Origin of the sequence: Streptomyces tendae (genome assembly GCF_014650435.1) — a bacterium.
Taxonomy (GTDB): Bacteria; Actinomycetota; Actinomycetes; order Streptomycetales; family Streptomycetaceae; genus Streptomyces; species Streptomyces tendae.
Genome location: NZ_BMUY01000009.1, coordinates 148965 through 170831 on the forward strand (window position 1 = coordinate 148965; position 21867 = coordinate 170831).

Genomic DNA, 21867 nt, shown 5'->3' on the forward strand with positions numbered 1-21867 from the left:
CCCTTCGCGTTGGCTACTGCGCGCCGGGACGCACCAGACCGCTCTCGTAGGCGTACACCGCGGCCTGCACCCGGTCCCGCAGGCCCAGCTTGGTCAGCACATGCCCCACATGGGTCTTGACGGTGGTCTCGCTGACGAACAGGTCCGCGGCGATCTCCGCGTTGGACAGCCCGCGGGCCACCAGCTTCAACACCTCCACCTCACGGTCCGTGAGCGTATGCAGGGTGTCCGGCACCGGCTCGTCACCGGAGGGCAGGTGCGTGGCGTACTTGTCGAGCAGCCGCCGGGTGATGCTCGGCGCGAGCATCGCCTCGCCGTTCGCCACCACGCGGATCGCCTGCACCAGCTCGTTGGCCGGGGCGTCCTTGAGCAGGAAGCCGCTGGCGCCCGCCTTCAGCGCCTCGACCACGTACTCGTCCAGATCGAAGGTGGTCAGCACCAGCACCTTCGCCGGGCCGTCCCGCTCGGGCCCGGTGATCTGCCGGGTCGCCTCCACACCGTCCATCCGCGGCATGCGGATGTCCATCAGCACCACGTCGGGCTGCAACGCCCGCACCTGGTCGAGCGCCTGGAGGCCGTCTCCGGCCTCGCCGACGACCGCGAGGTCCTGCTCCGCCTCCAGAATCATCCGGAAGCCCGTGCGCAGCAGCGGCTGGTCGTCGACCAGTAGGACGCGGATGGCCACGTAAGTCTCCTTCTCGCTAGTCCGGCCCCATTCTGCCCTGCGCGACGGCGCCGGAGTCGGCCGCCCTCACCGGCAGCGGGTAGGGCGGGGGAGTGCCGCCGAACTCCGGACAGTGCGCCTGGTGGTCGCACCAGCCGCACAGCTTGGTGGGACGCGGCCGCCAGTCACCCGTCTCGGTCGCCAGCCGGATCGCCTCCCACAGGGCCAGCAGCTTGCGCTCGACCCGCTCCAGGTCGGCCAGGACCGGGTCGTACGTGAGCACGTCGCCGCTGCCGAGATAGACCAGCTGCAGCCGCCGCGGGACGACCTTCTTGAGCCGCCACACCACCAGCGCGTAGAACTTCATCTGGAACAGCGCGCCCTCCGCGTACTGCGGCCGGGGTGCCTTGCCCGTCTTGTAGTCGACGATCCGCACCTCGCCGGTGGGGGCCACGTCGACGCGGTCGATGATGCCGCGCAGCCGCAGCCCGGAGTCCAGCTCGGCCTCGACGAACAGCTCCCGCTCGGCGGGCTCCAGCCGGCTCGGGTCCTCCAGGGTGAACCAGCGCTCGACGAGCCGCTCCGCCTCGGACAGCCACTGCGCCAGCCGCTCGCCCTCCGGATCGTCCGCGAACAGCTCACCGACCTCCGGCCTGCTCTCCCGCAGCCGGTCCCACTGACCGGGGACCAGCGCCTTCGCCCTGGGCGCGGTGCGCTCGGCCGCCGGGGCGTCGAAGAGCCGTTCCAGCACCGCGTGCACCAGGGTGCCCCGGGTCGCCGCCTCGCTGGGCTTCTCCGGCAGCCGGTCGATCACCCGGAACCGGTACAGCAGCGGGCACTGCATGAAGTCGCCTGCCCGGGAGGGCGAGAGCGAGGTGGGCGGTATCACCGAGGGCGCGGCGACGGCGGGCGCGGCGGCCGCGGCTACCGTCTCCGCCGCCGGGGCGCCCGGCTCCACGGCCGTCTCCGGCTGGTCCACCACCGCCGCCGGCCGGGCGGACCCGCCCGCGTCCTCCGCGACGTCCTCGGTACTCGTCTCCATGTCCACAGACCATACGGCCGGCCACTGACAACGACCCAGCCCGCAGGCGTGACCCGTGTGACGGAAGGGAAGCAGAGGGGTGCCGGAGCGGAACGGAAGGCGACGGACGCATACCATCGACACGAGACCCTCCCGTCCGCAGGCGGGAGACGCTTCGAACGAGGGGACACCGTGGACGTGAGCGGCGGGAGCGGGCAGCCGCGGTCCGGCAACGACGAGCCGGCCGAGCCCCGGGCACATCCCACGGCCCCGGCCGCCGACCCCACCGGCCCCGCGGAGCGCGGACCGGGGGAGACCTCCGGCCGACCCCCCGCCACACCCGACGAACCGGGCCGGGCCGCCCCGACCGGGAAGCCGAACCCGAGCACCGATGGCGAGAGCGACAAGGACGCCCGGCCGAAGCCGCCGTCGGACATCTGGCGTGCCCCGGCCCCCTCGGACCCCTCCGCCCCCACTGAACCCTCCGGCACCACTACCACGGAACCCTCCGCCCCCCAGGGACCCGCCGAGCCCCGCGAACCGGCCGCCGGCCCCCGGCACGCCGCTCACCACGCCGGCACCGACGCCCCGCGCCACCGCACCGAGGCCCACACCGCCGGCACGGGCGGGCCGGGACGGCCGCCGCAGCGCCGACCGGAACCCGGAGGCGGGCTGCTGATGGGCCGGCCCTTCGGCGTGCCCGTGTACGTCGCCCCCAGCTGGTTCCTGGTCGCCGTCCTGATCACCTGGGTCTTCGGCGGCCAGCTCGACCGCGTACTGCCCGAGCTGGGGGCCGCCCGCTACCTGGTCTCCCTCTTCTTCGCCATCGCCTTCTACGCCTCCGTCCTCGTCCACGAGCTCGCCCACACCGTCGCCGCCCTCCGCTTCAAACTCCCCGTCCGCCGCATCCAGCTCCAGTTCTTCGGCGGCGTCTCCGAGATCGAGAAGGAAGCCGAGACCCCCGGCCGCGAATTCGTGCTGGCCTTCGTCGGCCCCCTGCTCTCCCTCGTCCTCTCCGGCGTCTTCTACGCCGCCCTGCTGCCCGTCGAGCCCGACAGCGTCCCCGGCGTGCTGCTGGCCGGCCTGATGGTCTCCAACCTCATCGTGGCCGCCTTCAACCTGCTGCCCGGCCTCCCCCTCGACGGCGGCCGCATGCTCCGCGCCGTCGTCTGGAAGCTCACCGGCAAACCCATGAGCGGAACGATCGCCGCCGCCTGGGTCGGCCGCGCCCTCGCCATCGCCGTACTGATCGGCCTGCCGCTGCTCACCCAGTCACTCGGCAGCGACGCCGCGGACGACGTCGGCATGGACACCGTCATGGACGCCCTGCTCGCCGCGATCCTCGCCGCGATCATCTGGACCGGCGCCGGAAACAGCCTCCGCATGGCCCGCCTGCGCGAACACCTCCCCGAGCTGCGCGCCCGCGCCCTCACCCGGCGCGCCGTCCCCGTCCAGGCCGACACCCCCCTCTCCGAGGCCCTGCGCCGCGCCAACGCCTCCGGAGCCCGCGCCCTCGTCGTCGTCGACGCCGACGGCACCCCCGCCTCACTGGTCCGCGAGGCCGCCATCGTCGGCGTACCCGAGCACCGCCGCCCCTGGGTACCGGTCAGCACCCTCGCCCAGGACCTCACCGACGGCATGCGCGTCTCCGCGGAACTGTCCGGCGAGGAACTCCTGGACGCCCTGCGCGCCAACCCGGCCACCGAATACCTCGTCGTCGAGGAGACCGGCGAGATCTACGGCGTCCTGTCCGCGGCCGACGTCGAGCGCGCCTTCGTCAAGGCCATGGCAAGGCCCAGCTGAACGCGCCCCCAAGGGGCGCGGGGGACTGCGCGAGCGACCCCGTACGGCCCGCGCCCGTTCGCACGCACCGCGACAAGCATCCGCCTACGCTGGTCAAGCCCCCGGCAGGGAACCGGTAGGCTGGTCACATGTCCGAACCGACCGGTGCCGCCCGCAGGCGCGGGCCCTTCACGGTCGGGGACCAGGTTCAGCTGACCGACCCCAAGGGCCGCCACTACACGTTCACGCTCGAGGCCGGGAAGAACTTCCACACCCACAAGGGTTCCTTCCCCCACGACGAACTGATCGGTGCTCCCGAGGGCAGCGTTGTCCGCACCACCGGGAACGTCGCCTACCTCGCGCTGCGCCCCCTGCTCCCCGACTACGTCCTGTCCATGCCCCGCGGGGCAGCAGTCGTCTACCCGAAGGACGCGGGCCAGATCCTCGCCTTCGCCGACATCTTCCCCGGCGCACGCGTCGTGGAGGCCGGCGTGGGCTCCGGCTCCCTCAGCAGCTTCCTGCTGCGCGCCATCGGCGACCAGGGCATGCTGCACTCCTACGAGCGCCGCGAGGACTTCGCCGAGATCGCCCAGCAGAACGTGCAGCGCTACTTCGGCGGCCCGCACCCCGCCTGGCAGCTCACCGTCGGCGACCTCCAGGACAACCTGTCCGACACCGACGTCGACCGCGTCATCCTGGACATGCTCGCCCCGTGGGAGTGCCTGGACGTCGTCAAGAAGGCCCTCGTGCCCGGCGGCATCCTGTGCTGCTACGTCGCGACCACCACCCAGCTCGCCCGGACCGTCGAGTCCATCCGCGAGATCGGCTGCTTCAACGAGCCGACCTCCTGGGAGACGATGATCCGCAACTGGCACGTGGAAGGCCTCGCCGTCCGCCCCGACCACCGGATGATCGGCCACACCGGCTTCCTGCTCACCGCCCGGCGCCTCGCCGACGGCGTCGAGCCGCCCATGCGCCGCCGCCGCCCCGCCAAGGGCGCCTACGGCGAGGACTACGACGGTCCCAACGCAGGCGGAGGCTCCGGCCGCTGAGGCGGCCCCGTGCCGCGTACAACGTACAGACGCCGTGGTGGAGTTCCCGGGCCCTCCGGGAACTCCACCACGGCGTCGACGCGTTGACGGCGCCGCACGACGGCCACCACCCGACGGGACACGCGCCCGCACGGGAATCGGAACGAGTACCCACCCCGCCGTTCCCCCGCACTGTGACGTGTGGCACGATGCTGGCCACCCCCACCGGCACAGCCCTCACAGGAGACACTCCTCGTGCAGCACCCCGCCGTTCCGGACCTCTCGCACACGCACACCCGGCCGATCCACTGGGTCGCCACCGCCACGGCCGTCGCCGGAGTGGTCGCCCTGTCCTCCGTCCTCCAGCCCGACGCCGCGACGGCCGCCCAGAGCGCCGACAAGGCCGCGACCCCCGCCCCGAAGAGCGCGCCGGCCCACGGCACGCCGCCCGATCCGGCCACCGTGGCCTTCCCCCTGGAATGCGGCCCCGTCAAGGCCGTGGTGCAGAAGAAGGCATCCGGCGACCTCGACGGCGACGGCCGGCCCGAAACGGTGGCCGTCGTGCACTGCGACGCGCCCATGGGCACACCACCCGACGGCGTGTACGTCGTCACGCGGAGCAACGACGGCGGCAGGCCCCGCGTCGTGGCCACCCTCGTGAACCCCGAGGAGCGCCGCACGGCCACCGAGCTCTCCGTGCGCGACGGCGTCGTCCGCGCCACCCTGCTCGGCTACTCGTCGGCCGACGTGCCCAGTTGCTGCCCCGACGTCACCGACGACGTGAAGTGGCGATGGAAGAACGGCGCGTTCGTCAGCGACACGCCGTCGCACGCACGCACCGTGTGACCGCCACCGCCACCGCCACCGCCACCGCCGCGACAACCGGTGTGACACACCAGACAGTAGTCACGGAGCGTACGCGGTGAGTCACATTTTGGTCACTCTGAGTCCGGACCGTAGACCTCGGCCCTGTCCGAAACGCGACGCACGTGGATGCACTCGCCCGGACACTCCTTCACGGAGTCGACCACATCCGTGAGAAGCGTCAACGGCACGGGCGTTGCCGCCCCCGGGGCCTGCAGCAGCTCGTCGTCCGCGCCCTTCACATAGGCCAGACCGTCGATGTCCAGCTCGAACACCTCGGGCGCGTACTGGGCACAGATGCCGTCGCCGGTACACAGGTCCTGGTCGATCCAGACCTCCAGAGCCTCGCCACCGACCCCGGCCTCCTGCTGCACGCTCATCTCTCCTGCCGTTTCCTGCGCCGAGCCGTTCGGGAATCCGGCCAGCTCTGACGGGTGTTGAACACTTCGACCCTACCCCCGCCTGGGTTCCTCTCACGTTCCGTGGGTATTCCCCTGGCGTGAGGGAGAGCGCAAGGGTGAAGATCGGACACACCCCGACAGTCTTTGTGATCTAGGGGTTTCAATCGACACCCACCCAGGTAGGGTCTGGAAGCGTCCAGCTCCCCTTGGAGGAGGTGAGGACCGTGGCAGCCCACGACGACGACATGAACCGCGGCATCCGCCCGGGACGCGGGTCCGAGGACCCGGCCGGGCAGGTGGCCTACCTTGAGCAGGAGATCGCCGTCCTGCGACGCAAGCTCGCCGAATCTCCGCGACACACGAGAATTCTCGAAGAGCGGATCGTCGAACTGCAGACCAACCTGGCCGGCGTGTCCGCCCAGAACGAGCGACTCGCCGGCACACTCCGCGAGGCCCGCGACCAGATCGTGGCCCTCAAGGAAGAAGTCGACCGGCTGGCCCAGCCGCCCGCCGGCTTCGGCGTCTTCCTGCAGGCCAACGAGGACGGCACCGCCGACATCTTCACCGGCGGCCGCAAACTCCGGGTGAACGTCAGCCCGAGCGTCGAGCTCGACGAGCTCCGACGCGGCCAGGAAGTGATGCTCAACGAAGCACTCAACGTGGTCGAGGCCATGGAGTACGAGAGCGTCGGCGACATCGTCACCCTCAAGGAGATCCTCGAGGACGGCGAGCGCGCCCTGGTACTCGGCCACACCGACGAGGAACGGGTGGTACGGCTCGCCGAACCCCTGCGCGGCCTCACCATCCGCCCCGGCGACGCCCTCCTGCTCGAACCCCGCTCCGGCTACGTCTACGAGGTCGTCCCCAAGAGCGAGGTCGAGGAACTCGTCCTCGAAGAGGTCCCCGACATCGGCTACGAGCAGATCGGCGGCCTCGGCGGACAGATCGAGATGATCCGCGACGCGGTCGAGCTCCCCTACCTCTACCCCGACCTGTTCCGGGAGCACGAGCTGCGTCCGCCCAAGGGCGTCCTGCTCTACGGGCCCCCCGGATGCGGCAAGACGCTCATCGCCAAGGCCGTCGCCAACTCGCTGGCCAAGAAGGTCGCCGAGGTCACCGGCCAAGCCGCAGGCAAGAGCTTCTTCCTCAACATCAAGGGCCCCGAGCTGCTCAACAAGTACGTCGGCGAGACCGAGCGCCAGATCCGCCTGGTCTTCCAGCGGGCCCGCGAGAAGGCCAGCGAGGGCACCCCCGTCATCGTCTTCTTCGACGAGATGGAATCCCTCTTCCGCACCCGCGGCTCCGGCGTCAGCTCGGACGTGGAGAACACCATCGTCCCGCAGCTCCTCGCCGAGATCGACGGCGTGGAAGGTTTGCAGAACGTGGTCGTCATCGGCGCCTCCAACCGCGAGGACATGATCGACCCCGCCATCCTGCGACCCGGCCGGCTCGACGTGAAGATCAAGATCGAACGTCCGGACGCCGAAGCGGCCAAGGACATCTTCGGCAAGTACCTCACCGAACGCCTCCCCCTCCACTCCGACGACCTCGCGGAGCACGAGAAGGACAAGGCGGCCACCGTCTCCAGCATGATCCAGACGGCAGTGGAACAGATGTACGCCGAATCCGAGGAGAACCGCTTCCTGGAAGTCACCTACGCCAACGGCGACAAGGAAGTCCTCTATTTCAAGGACTTCAATTCCGGCGCCATGATCGAGAACATCGTGGGCCGCGCCAAGAAAATGGCGATCAAGGACTTCCTCGACAAGAACCAGAAGGGCCTCCGCGTCTCCCACCTCCTCCAGGCATGCGTGGACGAGTTCAAGGAGAACGAGGACCTGCCCAACACCACCAACCCCGACGACTGGGCCCGCATCTCCGGAAAGAAGGGCGAACGGATCGTGTACATCCGTACGCTCGTCACCGGAAAGCAGGGCGCGGACACCGGACGCTCCATCGACACGGTGGCAAACACCGGTCAGTACCTGTAAAAGGCGGGGCGGCTGCGGGTCCCCACAGTGGGTACCCGCAGCCGACTGTTTTCCGGAGCCCCGGCTGGAGCAAGGCAATGACGCAAATGATCTCCCCGCCAGCGCAAAGGCGTTCTAGGCTCTTCCATACCGCCGAGTCGCGCAGTGCGGGGACGGGCACCGCACACGCATCGGAGCGCCAGCGGTACTTGAGCAGCACCCACTACGGGCGCTGCCGGGCAAGGAGGGCCGCATGACCGTACGGCGAGTAATGGGCATCGAGACGGAGTACGGAATCTCCGTCCCCGGCCACCCCAACGCCAATGCCATGCTCACCTCGTCCCAGATCGTCAACGCCTACGCGGCGGCGATGCACCGGGCCCGCCGGGCCCGCTGGGACTTCGAGGAGGAGAACCCGCTCCGGGACGCGCGAGGCTTCGACCTCGCCCGCGAAAACGCCGACAACAGCCAGCTCACCGACGAGGACATCGGCCTCGCCAACGTCATCCTCACCAACGGAGCACGGCTCTACGTCGACCACGCCCACCCCGAATACAGCGCTCCGGAAGTCACCAACCCCCGCGACGCCGTCCTCTGGGACAAGGCCGGCGAACGCATCATGGCCGAAGCCGCCGAACGCGCCGCCCAGCTCCCCGGCGCCCAGCCCATCCACCTCTACAAGAACAACACCGACAACAAGGGCGCCTCCTACGGCACGCACGAGAACTACCTGATGAAGCGCGAAACCGCCTTCTCGGACATCGTGCGCCACCTGACACCCTTCTTCGTCTCCCGCCAGGTCTTCACCGGCGCCGGCCGCGTCGGCATCGGCCAGGACGGCCACGAACACGGCTTCCAGCTCAGCCAGCGCGCCGACTACTTCGAAGTCGAGGTCGGCCTGGAGACGACACTCAAACGCCCCATCATCAACACCCGCGACGAACCCCACGCGGACGCCGAGAAATGGCGCCGTCTGCACGTGATCATCGGCGACGCGAACCTGTCCGAGATCTCCACCTACCTCAAACTGGGCACCACGGCCCTGGTCCTGTCCATGATCGAAGACGGCTTCATCGCCGTCGACCTGGCCGTCGACCAGCCCGTACGCACCCTCCACCAGGTCTCGCACGACCCCACGCTCAAACACCTCGTCACGCTGCGCAGCGGCCGCACACTGACCGCCGTACAGCTCCAGATGGAGTACTACGAGCTGGCCCGCAAATACGTGGAGGAGCGGTACGGTGCCGACGCGGACGACCAGACCAAGGACGTCCTCGGCCGCTGGGAGGACACCCTCAACCGGCTCGAGAACGACCCGATGAGCCTCGCGGGCGAACTGGACTGGGTCGCCAAGCGGGAACTCATGGAGGGCTACCGCCGCCGCGACAACGTCGACTGGGACGCCGCCCGGCTGCACCTCGTCGACCTCCAGTACGCCGACGTACGGCCCGACAAGGGCCTCTACAACCGTCTGGTGGACCGCGGCCGCATCAAGCGCCTGCTGGACGAGAACGAGGTCGAGCGGGCCCGTACGAAGCCGCCCGAGGACACCAGGGCCTACTTCCGCGGGCGCTGCCTCGAGCAGTACGCCGACGACGTCGCGGCGGCCTCCTGGGACTCGGTGATCTTCGATCTGCCGGGCCGGGACTCGCTCCAGCGGGTCCCAACCCTGGAACCGCTTCGCGGAACGCGTAATCACGTCAAGGAACTCCTGGACCGCTGCCGCACCGCGGACGACCTGGTCAGGGTCCTGTCCGGCGGGTGAGCGGCCCGAGCGGGCACAGGGGAGTAGACAGCCGGACAGGGTGGAATACACCGGGTCCGGGAACCATGGAGATGGTCCCCGTACGTTGGAGAAGTGCGGGGCCGATGTCGGACCAGACTTGTAGGGTCTGATCTTGACCGAGCAACTGTGTCGGGCGAACCGAGCGGGGTGAGGGTTATGGCGACCAAGGACACCGGCGGCGGGCAGCAGAAGGCCACGCGGTCCACCGAGGAGGTCGAGGAGCAGGCGCAGGACGCGCAGGCATCGGAGGACCTCAAGGAACGCCAGGAAAAGCTGAACGACGACGTGGACTCCGTCCTGGACGAGATCGACGATGTCTTGGAAGAGAACGCAGAGGATTTCGTTCGATCGTTTGTTCAAAAGGGTGGACAGTAGTCCGCTATATGAACGATCCGGGTTCGAAGAAGTGCTCGACGTGCCAGAGAGTGCTTCCGGCCGGCGCATTCGCGAGCAATCGGTCGCGGCCCGACGGGCGTCAGACCAACTGCCGTGAGTGCGCCGCCGAGTACCACAGGCGTAGGCAGGAGGCTCGGGGCAAGGCTGTTCGCGTCAAAGTCCCGGTTCCGAGGGGACACAAGCGCTGTCCACAGTGCGAAGAGGTGAAGCCGCACTCCGATTGGGAGCGGAACAGGTCGTCCTCGGACGGCTGGGCCAGCTACTGCCCCGAGTGTCGTGCCGAGCGGAACCGCACTGGCTACTTCAAGCGCAAGTATGGCCTCGCTCCTGCTGAGTTGGATGCGATGATCGCCGAACAGCAGGGGGTCTGTTGTATCTGCCTCACGGCTCGGGCCGAGCATGTGGATCACTGCCGCGAGACGGGTAGGGTCCGTGGCGTACTGTGCTTCAGCTGCAACGCTGCGCTGGGGCAGTTCAAGGACCGGCCCGATGCCATAAGGCGGGCTGCCGCTTACGTGGAAGGAATCGCGTGGAAGCCAACACTCGTAGCACCGGGCGTCTACCAGCTGCCTTCCTGACGCCCGGGTCCTCCTCTTTCATGGACTTCCTCGGGGAGCACCAGCCGGAGATGCTCCCGGGCAACCGGCAGCTGCCGCCGGTGCAGGGCGTCATCGAGGCACCGCACGGCACCACGATCGTGGCGGTCACGTTCCCCGGCGGTGTCGTGCTCGCCGGTGACCGGCGGGCCACCATGGGCAACATGATCGCCCAGCGGGACATCGAGAAGGTCTTCCCGGCCGACGAGTACTCGGCGGTGGGCATCGCCGGTACGGCCGGCCTGGCGGTGGAGATGGTGAAGCTGTTCCAGCTGGAGCTGGAGCACTTCGAGAAGGTCGAGGGCGCGCAGCTGTCCCTGGAGGGCAAGGCGAACCGCCTGTCGACGATGATCCGGTCCAACCTGGGCATGGCGATGCAGGGTCTGGCCGTGGTGCCGCTGTTCGCCGGTTACGACGTGGACCGGGGCCGGGGTCGCATCTTCTCGTACGACGTGACGGGTGGCCGGTCCGAGGAGCGGAACTACGCGACCACGGGTTCGGGGTCGGTCTTCGCGCGCGGTGCGATGAAGAAGCTGTTCCGTGACGACCTGACCGAGGAGCAGGCCACGACGCTCGTGGTGCAGGCGCTGTACGACGCGGCTGACGACGACTCGGCGACCGGTGGTCCCGATGTCGCCCGCCGGATCTATCCGATCATCACTGTGATCACCGAGGACGGTTTCCGCCGGCTCGGTGAGGACGAGGCCGCGGAGCTGGCCGGCTCGGTGCTGCAGGCCCGGCTGGAGCAGCCCGACGGTCCGCGGGCCGCGCTGCTGTAGCGGGGCGCGGGTCTTCGTTGTCAGGTGGTCCAGTGATTTCGACAGGAAGGGACGGATAACCGGTGTCGACGCCGTTCTATGTATCTCCTCAGCAGGCGATGGCGGACCGGGCGGAGTACGCCCGCAAGGGCATCGCGCGTGGTCGCAGCCTGGTGGTGCTGCAGTATGCCGACGGCATCGTGTTCGTCGGTGAGAATCCGTCCCGTGCGCTGCACAAGTTCAGTGAGATCTACGACCGGATCGGCTTCGCGGCCGCCGGCAAGTACAACGAGTACGAGAACCTGCGGATCGGCGGGGTGCGCTATGCCGATCTGCGGGGTTACACCTATGACCGTGACGACGTGACGGCGCGGGGTCTGGCGAACGTGTACGCGCAGACGCTGGGCACGATTTTCTCCAGCCAGGCCGAGAAGCCGTACGAGGTGGAGCTGGTCGTCGCCGAGGTCGGTGACAGTCCCGACAGTGACCAGATCTACCGGTTGCCGCACGACGGTTCGATCGTCGACGAGCACGGTTCGGTGGCGGTCGGGGGCAACGCGGAGCAGATCAGCGGGTATCTGGATCAGCGGCACCGGGACGGCATGACGCTGGCCGAGGCGCTGAAGCTGGCGGTGCAGGCGCTGTCCCGCGACACCAACGGCAGTGAGCGGGAGATTCCGGCGGAGCGGCTGGAGGTCGCGGTGCTGGACCGGACGCGGCCGCAGCAGCGCAAGTTCAAGCGCATTGTGGGCGGCCAGCTGTCGCGGCTGCTGGATTCCGGCGCGGGCGCGGCGTCGGCGGAGAGCGAGAGCGCGGCCGAGACCGAGACCGACTCCGGGTCGGACGAGGAGTAGGCGCCCGCCGCACCTCGCTTCACCTCACCTCATCGCGGCGGGGCCGTAGATCCCCGTACCACCAGGCTGACCGGCAGGTCCCCCTTCTCGGGGGGCCTGCCTTCCAGTACCGCCAGCAGTGCGCGCATGCCCCGTTCGCCGAAAGCTTCCGCGTCGAGGCGGACGGTGGTGAGTTCGGGGTCGATGGCGGTGGCGAGGCCGAGGTCGTCGAGGCCGGTGACGGAGAGGTCGTCGGGGACGCGGAGTCCGGCGCGGCGGATGGCCTTGTAGGCGCCGGCCGCCAGTTTGTCGTCGTCGCAGACCAGTGCGGTGGGCCGGGGTCCGGGCGCGGCGAGGGCGGCCTCGGTTGCCCGTAGGGCGCCCTCGATCGAGATGGGTGCCCGGATCGTGCGCAGTTCGGTGCCGGGGGCGGCGTCGAGTCGCGAGGCCAGTTCGCGGGCGCGTACCTCGAAGGTCCAGGAGGGGATGTCGGCTGCGAGGTGGAGGAAGCTGCGGTGGCCCAGGGCCAGCAGGTGCTCGGTGACCTGGCGGATGCCGTCGGCGATGTCGAGGTTGACGGTGGCGGTGCCCAGGCTGCCTTCCGGGTCGCTGTCGAGCATGACGAGGGGCAGTTGGTCGCCCCGAATGGCGGTGAGGGCGTCGGCGGCCATGGAGGAGGCGATGACGCCGTCGAGTGCGGCCTGGGCGGAGGCGAAGGGGTCGCGGGCGGGTCCCACGCCTTCGGGTGAGGGGTAGAGGACGACGCCGAAGCCGTGTGCGGCGGCGACTCGTGCGGCGCCGGTGTACACCTCCGCGAAGAACTCCGTGGTGAGGGCAGGGACGACCAGCAGGACGGTGCGGGTGCGGCCGAGGCGCAGGTTGCGTGCGGCGAGGTTGGGGCGGTAGCCGAGTTCCTGCGCGGCGTCGCGGACTCGCTGGGCCGTGGGTGCCGACACACGGCCGCGCCATTTGTCGCCGAGGACCAGGGAGACGGCTGCCTGGGAGACGCCGGCGGCCTGGGCGACGTCCCGGCTCGTGGGGCGGGTGCTGCCTCGTGCCACCGTTCGCCTGCGCTTTCGTCTGGACTGCGGAACTGGCGACATGGTACGTATGACGACGGAAGTTATACGTAAAACTTGCTGGAGCGCGGACATAGGAGGCGGGTCGTGGTCGCCGGGTATCTGGACATCCTCCGGGCGCGGCATGCCGTGCGGCTGCTCGTCGGCACGCTGGTCGGGCGGTTGCCGAACGCGACCGCGGCGATCGCGATCGTGCTGTTCGTGCGGGCCGAGGGCGGTTCGTACAGCCTCGCGGGGGTGCTGGCGGCCGTGTACGGCGTCGCGAACGCCTTGGGGCAGCCGGTGCTGGGGCGGCTGGTGGACCTGCACGGGCAGCCGCGGGTGCAGTTGCCGGCCGCGGTGCTGTCGGCGCTGGCGATGGCCGTGTTCGCGTTCGCGGGCACCGGCGCGGCCGTCCTGGCGTATGTGGCGGTGGGGGCGGCGGGGTTGTTCACGCCGCCGCTGGAGGGCGGTCTGCGGGCGCTGTGGCCCAGTGTGCTGGGCAAGGAGGACCAGGTGCACACGGCGTACGCGATGGACGCCGTGGCGCAGGAGGTCATGTTCACCGTCGGGCCGCTGCTGGTGACGGTGTGCGTGTCGCTGTGGTCGCCGCAGGCGGCGTTGCTCGTGCTGAACGGTGTCGGTGTGCTGGGCGCGCTGTCGGTGGTCGTGTCGCCGCCCTCGCGGGCGTGGCGGTCGGCGCCCCGGGAGGCGCACTGGCTGGGTGCTCTGCGTTCGGGCGGGCTGCTGGCGCTGCTGGGTGCCTTCCTGTTCATCGGGATGGCGCTCGGGTCGATCACGGTGGCCTCGGTGCCGTACGCCGACGAGCACGGCGGTGACGCGGTGTACGGGTGGCTGATGGCCGCGCTGGGGCTGGGTGCGCTGGTCGGGGGAGCGGTCTACGGTGCGCGGCGGTGGGCCGGTGAGCCGGCGCGGCGGCTGCGGCTGCTGGTGGCCCTGCTGGCGGTCTGCTACCTGCCGTTGATGCTGATGCCGGGCGCGGTGCCCATGGTGCTGCTGACGGTCCTCGCGGGTGTGTTCCTGGCGCCGTGCATCGCGTGTGCGTTCGTCCTCGTCGACGTGCACGCGCCGCGGGGGACGGTGACGGAGGCGTTCTCGTGGCTGGTGACGACGTTCACCGTGGGCGCTTCGGTGGGGACGGGTCTGGCGGGGCCCGTCGTGGAGCACGGTGGGGCGCTGTGGGGCTTCGCGGTGCCGGGGGCGGCGGGTTTCGTCTCGCTGCTCGTACTGGCGTGCACGGGGCGGGTCCTCGCAGCTCCCGCGCGGGGGGCGGTGGTTGCGGCTTCATCGGAAAATGATCCAAACCGTGCCGTCGAACCCCGTTTCAGTTCGGGTCATCAGGCGTAATGTTCAGTCATGGACCGCCGCATTTTCGGGCTGGAGAACGAGTACGGCGTCACGTGCACGTTCAGGGGACAGCGCCGCCTGTCGCCTGACGAGGTGGCGCGGTACCTCTTCCGCCGTGTCGTGTCATGGGGCCGCAGCAGCAATGTCTTTCTGCGCAACGGTGCCCGCCTTTATCTCGACGTGGGATCGCATCCGGAGTACGCGACACCCGAATGTGACAACGTGATCGAGCTCGTCACCCACGACAAGGCGGGCGAGCGCATTCTCGAAGGACTCCTGGTGGACGCCGAACGACGCCTGCACGAGGAGGGAATCGCGGGCGACGTCTACCTCTTCAAGAACAACACCGACTCCGCCGGCAACTCCTACGGCTGCCACGAGAATTACCTCGTGGCCCGGCACGGGGAGTTCTCGCGGCTCGCGGACATCCTCATTCCGTTCCTGGTGACGAGGCAGTTGCTGTGCGGTGCGGGCAAGGTGCTGCAGACGCCGCGCGGTGCCGTGTACTGCGTCAGTCAGCGGGCCGAGCACATCTGGGAGGGCGTCTCCTCGGCGACGACCCGGTCCCGGCCCATCATCAACACGCGCGACGAGCCGCACGCCGACGCGGAGCGCTACCGGCGTCTGCACGTCATCGTGGGCGACTCGAACATGTCCGAGACGACCATGCTGCTCAAGGTCGGCGCCACCGACCTGGTGCTGCGCATGATCGAGGCGGGCACCGTGATGCGTGACCTGACCCTGGAGAACCCGATCCGGGCGATCCGCGAGGTCAGCCACGACATCACCGGTCGCCGCAAGGTGCGCCTGGCCAGCGGCCGGGAGGCGTCGGCGCTGGAGGTGCAGCGGGAGTACTACGAGAAGGCCGTGGACTTCTGCGAGCGCCGGGGCATCCGCACGGGCACCGTGGAGCGGGTGCTGGAGCTGTGGGGCCGCACGCTGGACGCGATCGAGGCCGAGGACCTCGACCGCATCGACACCGAGATCGACTGGGTCATGAAGTACAAGCTGCTGGAGCGGTACCGGGCCAAGCACAACATGACCATGTCGCACCCGCGGGTCGCGCAGATAGACCTCGCCTACCACGACATCCACCGGCGTCGTGGTCTGTACTACCTGCTCGAGAAGAAGGGCCAGGCGGCCCGGGTCGCCAACGACTTGAAGATCTTCGAGGGCAAGTCCGTTCCGCCGCAGACCACTCGGGCCCGGCTGCGCGGCGACTTCATCCGGCGGGCCCAGGAGCAGCGCCGGGACTTCACCGTCGACTGGGTCCACCTCAAGCTCAACGACCAGGCGCAGCGCACCGTGTTGTGCAAGGACCCGTTCCGCTCGGTGGACGACCGGGTGGAGAAGCTGATCGCCGGCATGTGATCCGGGAGCTGCTGGTGTGATCCGGGTGTGATCCGGGCGGTATGGGACCGGACGGGTGAGAGAAGCGTCTCCGCGCGAAAGGGCGGAACGCCACACGGGCACCGTACGTTAGCCGTGCGGTGCCCTTCTCACGCCGTAGAGTTGCGCGCACGCCAGCCAACAGGACCGACCCGATACCGATACGAGGCCCCCACCGTGCGCCGACGCTCACTCCTCATCGCCGTCCCCGCGGGACTGGCCACGCTCGCCGCCTGCGGTGACAGCGACGACTCAGGCTCATCGAGCAACGCGAGCGAGAGCCCGTCGCCCGACGCGTCGGCCACCTCGGCCGCGCCGCCGCCGAAGATCGTGGACGGTCCGCTGCCGGCGATCACGGCGGGGACGAAGTTCGACGAGAAGCCGACCGTCGCCAAGGGCAGCGGTGAGCCCTCCAAGGACCTCGCGGTCAAGACGGTCGTCGCGGGCGGCGGCAAGGCCGTCGCGGAGAACGACTTCATCTCGGCGAACTACCTCGGTCAGGTCTGGCAGAGCGCGAAGGTCTTCGACAACTCCTACGACCGCAAGACCCCCTTGGTCATCCAGCTCGCCCAGGGCAGCATCATCGACGGCTGGCGGTACGCGCTCACCGGCAAGAAGACCGGCAGCCGCGTCCAGTTCTCGGTGCCGCCGACCTGGGGGTACGGGGAGCAGGGCAACGAGCAGGCGGGCATCAAGGGCGACGACACGCTGGTGTTCGTGGTCGACGTCCAGGACACGTTCAACGCGAAGAGCAGTGCCGACGGCAAGAAGGTCGCGCAGGACGACGCCGCCCTGCCGAAGGTCGGCACCAACACCGACGGCAAGGCACCGTCCATCGAGGTGCCGAAGGCCGACGCGCCGAAGAAGCTCGCCGCGGAGTACGTCCTGGAGGGCGACGGCGCCGAGGTCGGCGCGCAGGACAGTGTGCTCGTGCAGTACAAGGGTGTGCTGTGGGACGGCGGCAAGGAGTTCGACTCCACGTACGCCAGGAAGCAGCTGACGTCGTTCTCGCTGCAGCAGGTCGTCAAGGGCTGGGCGCAGGGTCTGACGGGCAAGAAGGTCGGCAGCCGCGTCCTCATCGTCATCCCGCCGGACCTGGGGTACGGCGACAGCCCGCCGGAGGGCAGCGGCATCGAGAAGGACTCCACGCTGGTCTTCTCCGTGGACATCCTCGCGAAGATGTGACGCCCGGGGATGTAAGACTTGGCCGTTGCCTTTCCGCAGACAAGCAGGAGCTGAACACGTGAGCATCGACAAGCCCGAGGTCGACTTCCCGGGCGGCGAGCCCCCGGCGGACCTTGAGATCAAGGACATCTGGGAGGGCGACGGCCCGGTTGCCGAGGCCGGTCAGACCGTGACCGTCCACTACGTGGGCGTGACCTTCAGCACGGGCGAGGAGTTCGACGCCAGCTGGAACCGCGGTGCGCCGTTCCGCTTCCCGCTCGGTGGCGGCCGCGTCATCGCGGGCTGGGACCAGGGCGTGCAGGGCATGAAGGTCGGCGGCCGTCGCCAGCTGACCATCCCCGCACACCTCGCGTACGGCAACCAGAGCCCGTCCCCCGCGATCCCGCCCGGCTCGACGCTGATCTTCGTGGTCGATCTGCTCGGAGTCTGATCGAAGTCCGAGCGGCCGGCGATCGGAGCCGGTCACCTGGGGTCCATGCCTGTCCGGGCATGGGCCCTCGGCTTTTGCCACGCCACCGCGGGGCGGTACGGTCATCCGTCGTAAGCACCATAGGGAGAAGGGCGTCGATGGCCATTGCCAAGGCCGAGCGGCTGATGAACCTGGCGCTGTGTCTGCTCGGGACACGGCGGCCGCTCAGCAAGCGTGAGCTGCGCGAGTCGGTCGAGGCATACCTCGAAGCGGGCTCCGACGACTCCTTCAACCGCATGTTCGAGCGGGACAAGGACGACCTGCGCGAACTCGGACTGGTCATCGAGACCGTGGAGAGCCTCGACGGTGAGATCGGCTACCTGGCCCGCCGGGACAGCAACCGGCTGCCGCCCATCACCCTGGACGCCGAGGAGGCGGCCGCGCTCGGGCTGGCCGCGAAGGTGTGGCAGCAGGCCCGGCTCGCCGGCGCCGCGAGCGGCGCGCTGCAGAAGCTGCGGGCGGCCGGTCTGCCCGAGGACGTCGACCCGTACGAGCCGCACAGTGCGCTGGAGCCCCGCATTCCGGTGCACGAGGCCGCGTTCGAGCCGCTGATGCTGGCCTGCCGCGACCGCAGGCCGGTCGTCTTCGACTACCGCAAGGCCAACGCCGCCCAGCCCGAGCCCCGGCACGTGGAGCCGTGGGCGCTGGAGTGCTGGCGCGGCCACTGGTATCTGGCGGGCTTCGACCGCGACCGGGGTGCCGAGCGGGTGTTCCGGCTGTCGCGGATCACCGGGAAGGTGCGCTCGCGCGGCTCGCGCTTCACCGCGCCGGTGCCGGACGTCGTCACGGTCCGGGAGACGGTCGCGAGCTGGGCGGGGGAGACCGCCGACCGCTCGGCGCTGATCCGGCTGCGTACGGGTGCGGGCTACCCCCTTCGGGCGAAGGCCACGGGGGTGCGGGAACTCGGTGACGGCTGGGACGAGTTGGAGATTCCGTACGGGCACGGCCTGGACGCCTGGCTGGTGGAGTTCGGGCCGGACGTGGTGGTGCTGGAGCCCGCGGAGTTGCGTGCGGACGTGGTGGACCGGCTGCGTGCCGTCGCCAAGGGCTGAGGGGGAGCGGACAACACTGTGGCAGGCAAACCGGTCAGGCCCGTGAACGCCATCGACCAGACCCGGCGGATGCTGTCCCTGGTGACGTATCTGCGCGAGCGCCCCGGTGCCCGCGTCGAGGACGTCGCGCGTGCCTTCGGCATCACCGAGGACGAGCTGGTCTCCGACCTCGACGTGCTCCCGATGTGCGGCACGAGCTTCCGCGGCGGGGATCTGCTGGACATCGACACCGACGGCGAGCGCATCTGGTGGCACAATCCGGCCGCTCTCGGCGCGGACGCCGCCGAGCCGCTGCGGCTGGCCGCCGACGAGGCGACCGCGCTGCTGGTCGCCGCCCGGGCGGTGGCGACCCTGCCGGGGCTGCGCGAGAGCGACCGGCAGGCGCTGCTGCGGGCGACCGCGAAGGTGGAGACCTCGGCCGGTGAGGCCGCCGGTGCCAGCTCGCGCCTGTCCGTCACCTTCGAGTCCGAGGGCGGTGTCTTCGCCGACGTCGACCGGGCCATCTCGGAGCGCCGCCGGCTGTGGATCCGCTACTACTCGCCGGCCCGCGACGAGGTCACCGAGCGGGAGATCGATCCCATCCGGCTGGTCAGTGTCGGGCACACGTACGTGGAGGCATGGTGCCGCCGCTCCGAGGCGCGGCGCACCTTCCGGCTCGACCGGGTGGCCGAGATCCGGATCCTGGACGAGCCCTCCGCACCGCCGGAGGTGGAGCTGCGGGACCTGTCGGAGGGGCTGGTGCAGCCCGCCGCGGAGGACCCCGAGGTCGTCGTGGAGGTCGGTCCCGGCGGTCGCTGGGTCGCCGAGTACTACCCGCACGACAGCGCGGATGAACTTCCCGACGGTGGCCTGCGTATCACCCTGCGCACCCCGGACCCCGCCTCCCTGCGGCGGCTGGCGCTGCGGCTCGGGCGGGACGGCCGGATCGTCTCGCCGTCCGCGCTCGCCGACAGCGCCCGGCAGGCCGCCCGCGAGGCTCTGGCCGCGTACGACGGGATGGAGGCGGCGGGGACGCGGGGCGGGGCCGAGACGGTCACCGGGAGTGGGGCGCGCCCGGGTGCCGGGGCGGTCGACGGGCAGCACGACAGGCAGGAGCGAGCACTGTGAGCGACCCCCTTGGACCGTCCGGGCCGGCCGGGCCGGGTATGACGGCGGCGACCGCGTTCGCCGGCATGAGACGTGTGTCACCGGTCGTGTTCAAGGCGGGCTGCCCGGACTGCCGGGGCCGTTTCGAACTCGCCGCGAGCGCCCTGCGCCTGGCCATCGGCGCCACGAGCCGCACCACCTTCTACTCGTTCACCTGCCCCGAGTGCGGTTCGGCCGTGCGCAAGCCGGCGGGGGAGCGGGTCGTGGAGCTGCTCACCGGCGGCGGGGTCAGGACCCTGCGGCTGCACTCGACGGTCTAGTCTCGACGTCATGTTCTGGCCGATGTTCGCGGTTGCCGTGGGTTTCCTGGGTCTTGCCGTCCTCGCGGTGTTCGCCGTGAAGGTGTTCGTCGAGGCGGAGCGCCTCGGCCGGCAGGTGACGGACTCGGCCCGCCGGATCAGCCGGGCCGCGGAAGACCTGGAGCGCGCGACGGAGAGCGCCGCCCGTGCCGTGGACGCCTTGTGACGCCGTGAACCCGTCGCGCCCCGTGACCCGGTGAACCCCGCAGCGGTGTCCCGTCGACGCGCCGACGGGCCGGTTCGAGTTACGTTTTGGGACACTTCGCCCTGTCACCTCACGGGTCCCGGACGGTACGCTGCTGGTCGCGGCTGGAAAAACGAGGCCCGGTCGCGGACGGGAGTACGCACGGGGATTGCCTCACGTTCACCCCTGAGCGTTACGATCGCTGCACAAGACGATCGATCGGACACATGTCCGGCCGGTCGGACAGCATCCCCACCCAGCCGCCTCGGTGAGAAGGTAAAGACTTATGTTCGGAAGGCTCGGCGCCCCCGAGATCATTCTCATCCTCGTCGTCATCATCCTGCTGTTCGGCGCGAAGAAGCTTCCGGACATGGCGCGGTCGCTCGGCAAGTCGGCGCGCATCCTCAAGAGCGAGGCCAAGGCCATGAAGAGCGAGGCCAAGTCCGACGAGGCCGCCCCCGCCGACCCGCCGAGCCCCGAGCAGTCCGCGGCGCAGCGCACCATCCAGGCCGCCCCCGGCGACGTGACCAGCTCCCGGCCGGTCACCGAGCCGACGGACACGACCAAGCGCTGACGCAGGGCCGGTGACCTCCGGCCCGCCGCACGAGATGGGAACGTGGGTTGCTGAAGTCTGCCCGCAACAAGGAGAAGGATCCCGAGGGGCGGATGCCGCTCGCGGAGCACCTTCGTGAGCTCCGCAACCGGCTCGCGAAGGCGCTGCTGGCCATCGTCGTCGTCACCGTCGTGGCTGCCTTCTTCTACCAGGAGATCATCAACATCCTCACCGAGCCGATCCTCAAGTCGGTCGGCTGTGAGAAGTCGTTCGGCGAGCTGGCCCAGGCGGAGGCCGGCTCGGAGCCGTGCGCGCAGATCACCATCAACGGTCTGCTCGGGCCGTTCACCCTGGCGCTGAAGGTGTCCCTGACGGCCGGTGTGGTGCTGGCCTCGCCGGTCTGGCTCTACCAGCTGTGGGCGTTCGTCGCCCCGGGCCTGCACCGCAGCGAGAAGAAGTACGCCTACGCGTTCGTCGCCACCGGCGCGCCGCTGTTCCTCATCGGCGCCTACTTCGCCTACGCGGTGCTGCCCACCTCCGCGAAGGTGCTGATCGAGTTCACGCCGAGCGACGTGGACAACCTGCTGCCGCTGGACGAGCTGCTCGACCTCGTCACGCGCATGGTGCTCGTCTTCGGTCTCTCCTTCGAGCTGCCGCTGCTGCTGGTGATGCTCAACTTCACCGGAGTGCTGACCGGCAAGCGGATGCTCGGCTGGTGGCGCGCGATGATCATGGGGATCACGCTGTTCGCGGCGATCGCCACGCCCAGCACGGACCCCCTGACCATGCTCATGCTGGCCGGGCCGATCTGGGTCCTGTACTTCGGCGCGGTCACCGTCTCCCTGCTGAACGACCGCCGCAAGGCCCGCCGAGAGGCCCTGGAGCCCGACGACGACGAGGCGTCCGACCTGGACCTCACCCCCGAGGACATCGGCGAGGTCGAGCCCGTGACCACCGCCCGTGCCCTGCCCGAGCAGGCCACGAAGGACCGGGTCAACGGCTACGACGACGTGACCTGAGGACCGCCGGGGCGGTGACGGCACGCGTCGCCGCCCCCACGGA

The 21867-nt window shown here is 69.9% G+C and carries 23 protein-coding genes; 19 read left to right on the plus strand and 4 right to left on the minus strand.

Translation table 11 applies throughout. The features are described 5' to 3' along the window. Positions 1-13: 13 nt before the first annotated feature. Positions 14-685 (minus strand): response regulator, encoded by a 672-nt coding sequence (locus tag IE258_RS23910; protein WP_003977171.1) that lies wholly within the window; start codon positions 683-685, stop codon positions 14-16. Between the two features lie 16 nt (positions 686-701). Then, positions 702-1706 carry a RecB family exonuclease gene (locus IE258_RS23915; RefSeq protein WP_189746629.1) on the minus strand — a complete coding sequence of 335 codons (1005 nt, stop codon included), beginning with the start codon at positions 1704-1706 and terminating at the stop codon, positions 702-704. 171 nt (positions 1707-1877) lie between these two features. On the opposite strand from IE258_RS23915, the gene IE258_RS23920 reads away from it, so the two are divergent. The 3 genes from IE258_RS23920 to IE258_RS23930 all read left to right on the plus strand — a co-directional run bounded on the left by IE258_RS23920 (position 1878) and on the right by IE258_RS23930 (position 5344). Next, positions 1878-3488, plus strand: a complete 1611-nt coding sequence (locus tag IE258_RS23920; protein ID WP_189746631.1) for a site-2 protease family protein — start codon at positions 1878-1880, stop codon at positions 3486-3488. Positions 3489-3616: 128 nt separating this feature from the next. After that, entirely contained in the window at positions 3617-4519 is a 903-nt protein-coding gene (locus IE258_RS23925) for a tRNA (adenine-N1)-methyltransferase (protein ID WP_011027901.1), read from the plus strand. Positions 4520-4753: 234 nt separating this feature from the next. After that, positions 4754-5344 carry a hypothetical protein gene (locus IE258_RS23930; RefSeq protein ID WP_189746633.1) on the plus strand — a complete coding sequence of 197 codons (591 nt, stop codon included), beginning with the start codon at positions 4754-4756 and terminating at the stop codon, positions 5342-5344. A 92-nt stretch (positions 5345-5436) separates the two neighbouring features. Here IE258_RS23930 and IE258_RS23935 read toward each other — a convergent pair whose 3' ends face one another. After that, positions 5437-5742 (minus strand): ferredoxin, encoded by a 306-nt coding sequence (locus tag IE258_RS23935; RefSeq protein WP_189746635.1) that lies wholly within the window; start codon positions 5740-5742, stop codon positions 5437-5439. 245 nt (positions 5743-5987) lie between these two features. Between IE258_RS23935 and arc the strand changes: the two genes are divergently transcribed. The 6 genes from arc (at position 5988) to prcA (ending at position 12123) form a co-directional block, all read left to right on the plus strand. After that, complete coding sequence (arc, locus tag IE258_RS23940; protein WP_007447848.1) at positions 5988-7754, plus strand: proteasome ATPase; 1767 nt, start codon at positions 5988-5990, stop codon at positions 7752-7754. Positions 7755-7986: 232 nt separating this feature from the next. Further along, positions 7987-9498: a depupylase/deamidase Dop gene (gene dop / locus IE258_RS23945; RefSeq protein ID WP_007447846.1), complete on the plus strand. Its 1512-nt coding sequence runs from the start codon at positions 7987-7989 to the stop codon at positions 9496-9498. Positions 9499-9675: 177 nt separating this feature from the next. After that, positions 9676-9894, plus strand: coding sequence for a ubiquitin-like protein Pup (locus tag IE258_RS23950; protein ID WP_053128307.1), 219 nt, complete (start codon positions 9676-9678; stop codon positions 9892-9894). A gap of 8 nt (positions 9895-9902) precedes the next feature. Continuing rightward, the gene (locus IE258_RS23955) at positions 9903-10493 is read left to right on the plus strand and encodes an endonuclease VII domain-containing protein (RefSeq protein WP_189746637.1); all 591 of its coding nucleotides are present in this window, start codon (positions 9903-9905) and stop codon (positions 10491-10493) included. After that, positions 10445-11290 (plus strand): proteasome subunit beta, encoded by an 846-nt coding sequence (gene prcB / locus IE258_RS23960; protein WP_159325400.1) that lies wholly within the window; start codon positions 10445-10447, stop codon positions 11288-11290. Before IE258_RS23955 ends, prcB begins: the two co-directional genes overlap by 49 nt. Positions 11291-11352: 62 nt before the next feature. Next, positions 11353-12123: a proteasome subunit alpha gene (gene prcA / locus IE258_RS23965; RefSeq protein ID WP_189746639.1), complete on the plus strand. Its 771-nt coding sequence runs from the start codon at positions 11353-11355 to the stop codon at positions 12121-12123. 29 nt (positions 12124-12152) lie between these two features. On the opposite strand, the gene IE258_RS23970 is transcribed toward prcA, so the two are convergent. Next, on the minus strand, positions 12153-13163 hold the full coding sequence (locus IE258_RS23970) for a LacI family DNA-binding transcriptional regulator (RefSeq protein WP_189746642.1): 1011 nt from the start codon (positions 13161-13163) through the stop codon (positions 12153-12155). Between the two features lie 105 nt (positions 13164-13268). Between IE258_RS23970 and IE258_RS23975 the strand changes: the two genes are divergently transcribed. From IE258_RS23975 to tatC, 10 genes are all read left to right on the plus strand, one after another. Continuing rightward, complete coding sequence (locus IE258_RS23975; RefSeq protein ID WP_189746644.1) at positions 13269-14528, plus strand: MFS transporter; 1260 nt, start codon at positions 13269-13271, stop codon at positions 14526-14528. A gap of 9 nt (positions 14529-14537) precedes the next feature. Continuing rightward, positions 14538-15899 carry a Pup--protein ligase gene (pafA, locus tag IE258_RS23980; protein ID WP_055416065.1) on the plus strand — a complete coding sequence of 454 codons (1362 nt, stop codon included), beginning with the start codon at positions 14538-14540 and terminating at the stop codon, positions 15897-15899. 195 nt (positions 15900-16094) lie between these two features. Continuing rightward, positions 16095-17102, plus strand: coding sequence for an FKBP-type peptidyl-prolyl cis-trans isomerase (locus tag IE258_RS23985; RefSeq protein ID WP_189746647.1), 1008 nt, complete (start codon positions 16095-16097; stop codon positions 17100-17102). A gap of 58 nt (positions 17103-17160) precedes the next feature. Next, complete coding sequence (locus IE258_RS23990; protein WP_189746649.1) at positions 17161-17532, plus strand: FKBP-type peptidyl-prolyl cis-trans isomerase; 372 nt, start codon at positions 17161-17163, stop codon at positions 17530-17532. A gap of 137 nt (positions 17533-17669) precedes the next feature. After that, complete coding sequence (locus tag IE258_RS23995) at positions 17670-18623, plus strand: helix-turn-helix transcriptional regulator (protein ID WP_159325390.1); 954 nt, start codon at positions 17670-17672, stop codon at positions 18621-18623. Positions 18624-18641: 18 nt separating this feature from the next. Then, positions 18642-19730: a helix-turn-helix transcriptional regulator gene (locus tag IE258_RS24000; RefSeq protein WP_189746651.1), complete on the plus strand. Its 1089-nt coding sequence runs from the start codon at positions 18642-18644 to the stop codon at positions 19728-19730. Then, positions 19727-20029 carry a hypothetical protein gene (locus IE258_RS24005; RefSeq protein ID WP_229892380.1) on the plus strand — a complete coding sequence of 101 codons (303 nt, stop codon included), beginning with the start codon at positions 19727-19729 and terminating at the stop codon, positions 20027-20029. Before IE258_RS24000 ends, IE258_RS24005 begins: the two co-directional genes overlap by 4 nt. Positions 20030-20039: 10 nt before the next feature. After that, positions 20040-20234: a hypothetical protein gene (locus tag IE258_RS24010; protein WP_052837748.1), complete on the plus strand. Its 195-nt coding sequence runs from the start codon at positions 20040-20042 to the stop codon at positions 20232-20234. Between the two features lie 304 nt (positions 20235-20538). Further along, positions 20539-20826, plus strand: coding sequence for a Sec-independent protein translocase subunit TatA (gene tatA, locus IE258_RS24015; RefSeq protein ID WP_127894301.1), 288 nt, complete (start codon positions 20539-20541; stop codon positions 20824-20826). Between the two features lie 47 nt (positions 20827-20873). After that, positions 20874-21824 (plus strand): twin-arginine translocase subunit TatC, encoded by a 951-nt coding sequence (tatC, locus tag IE258_RS24020; RefSeq protein ID WP_159325384.1) that lies wholly within the window; start codon positions 20874-20876, stop codon positions 21822-21824. Positions 21825-21867 lie beyond the last annotated feature (43 nt).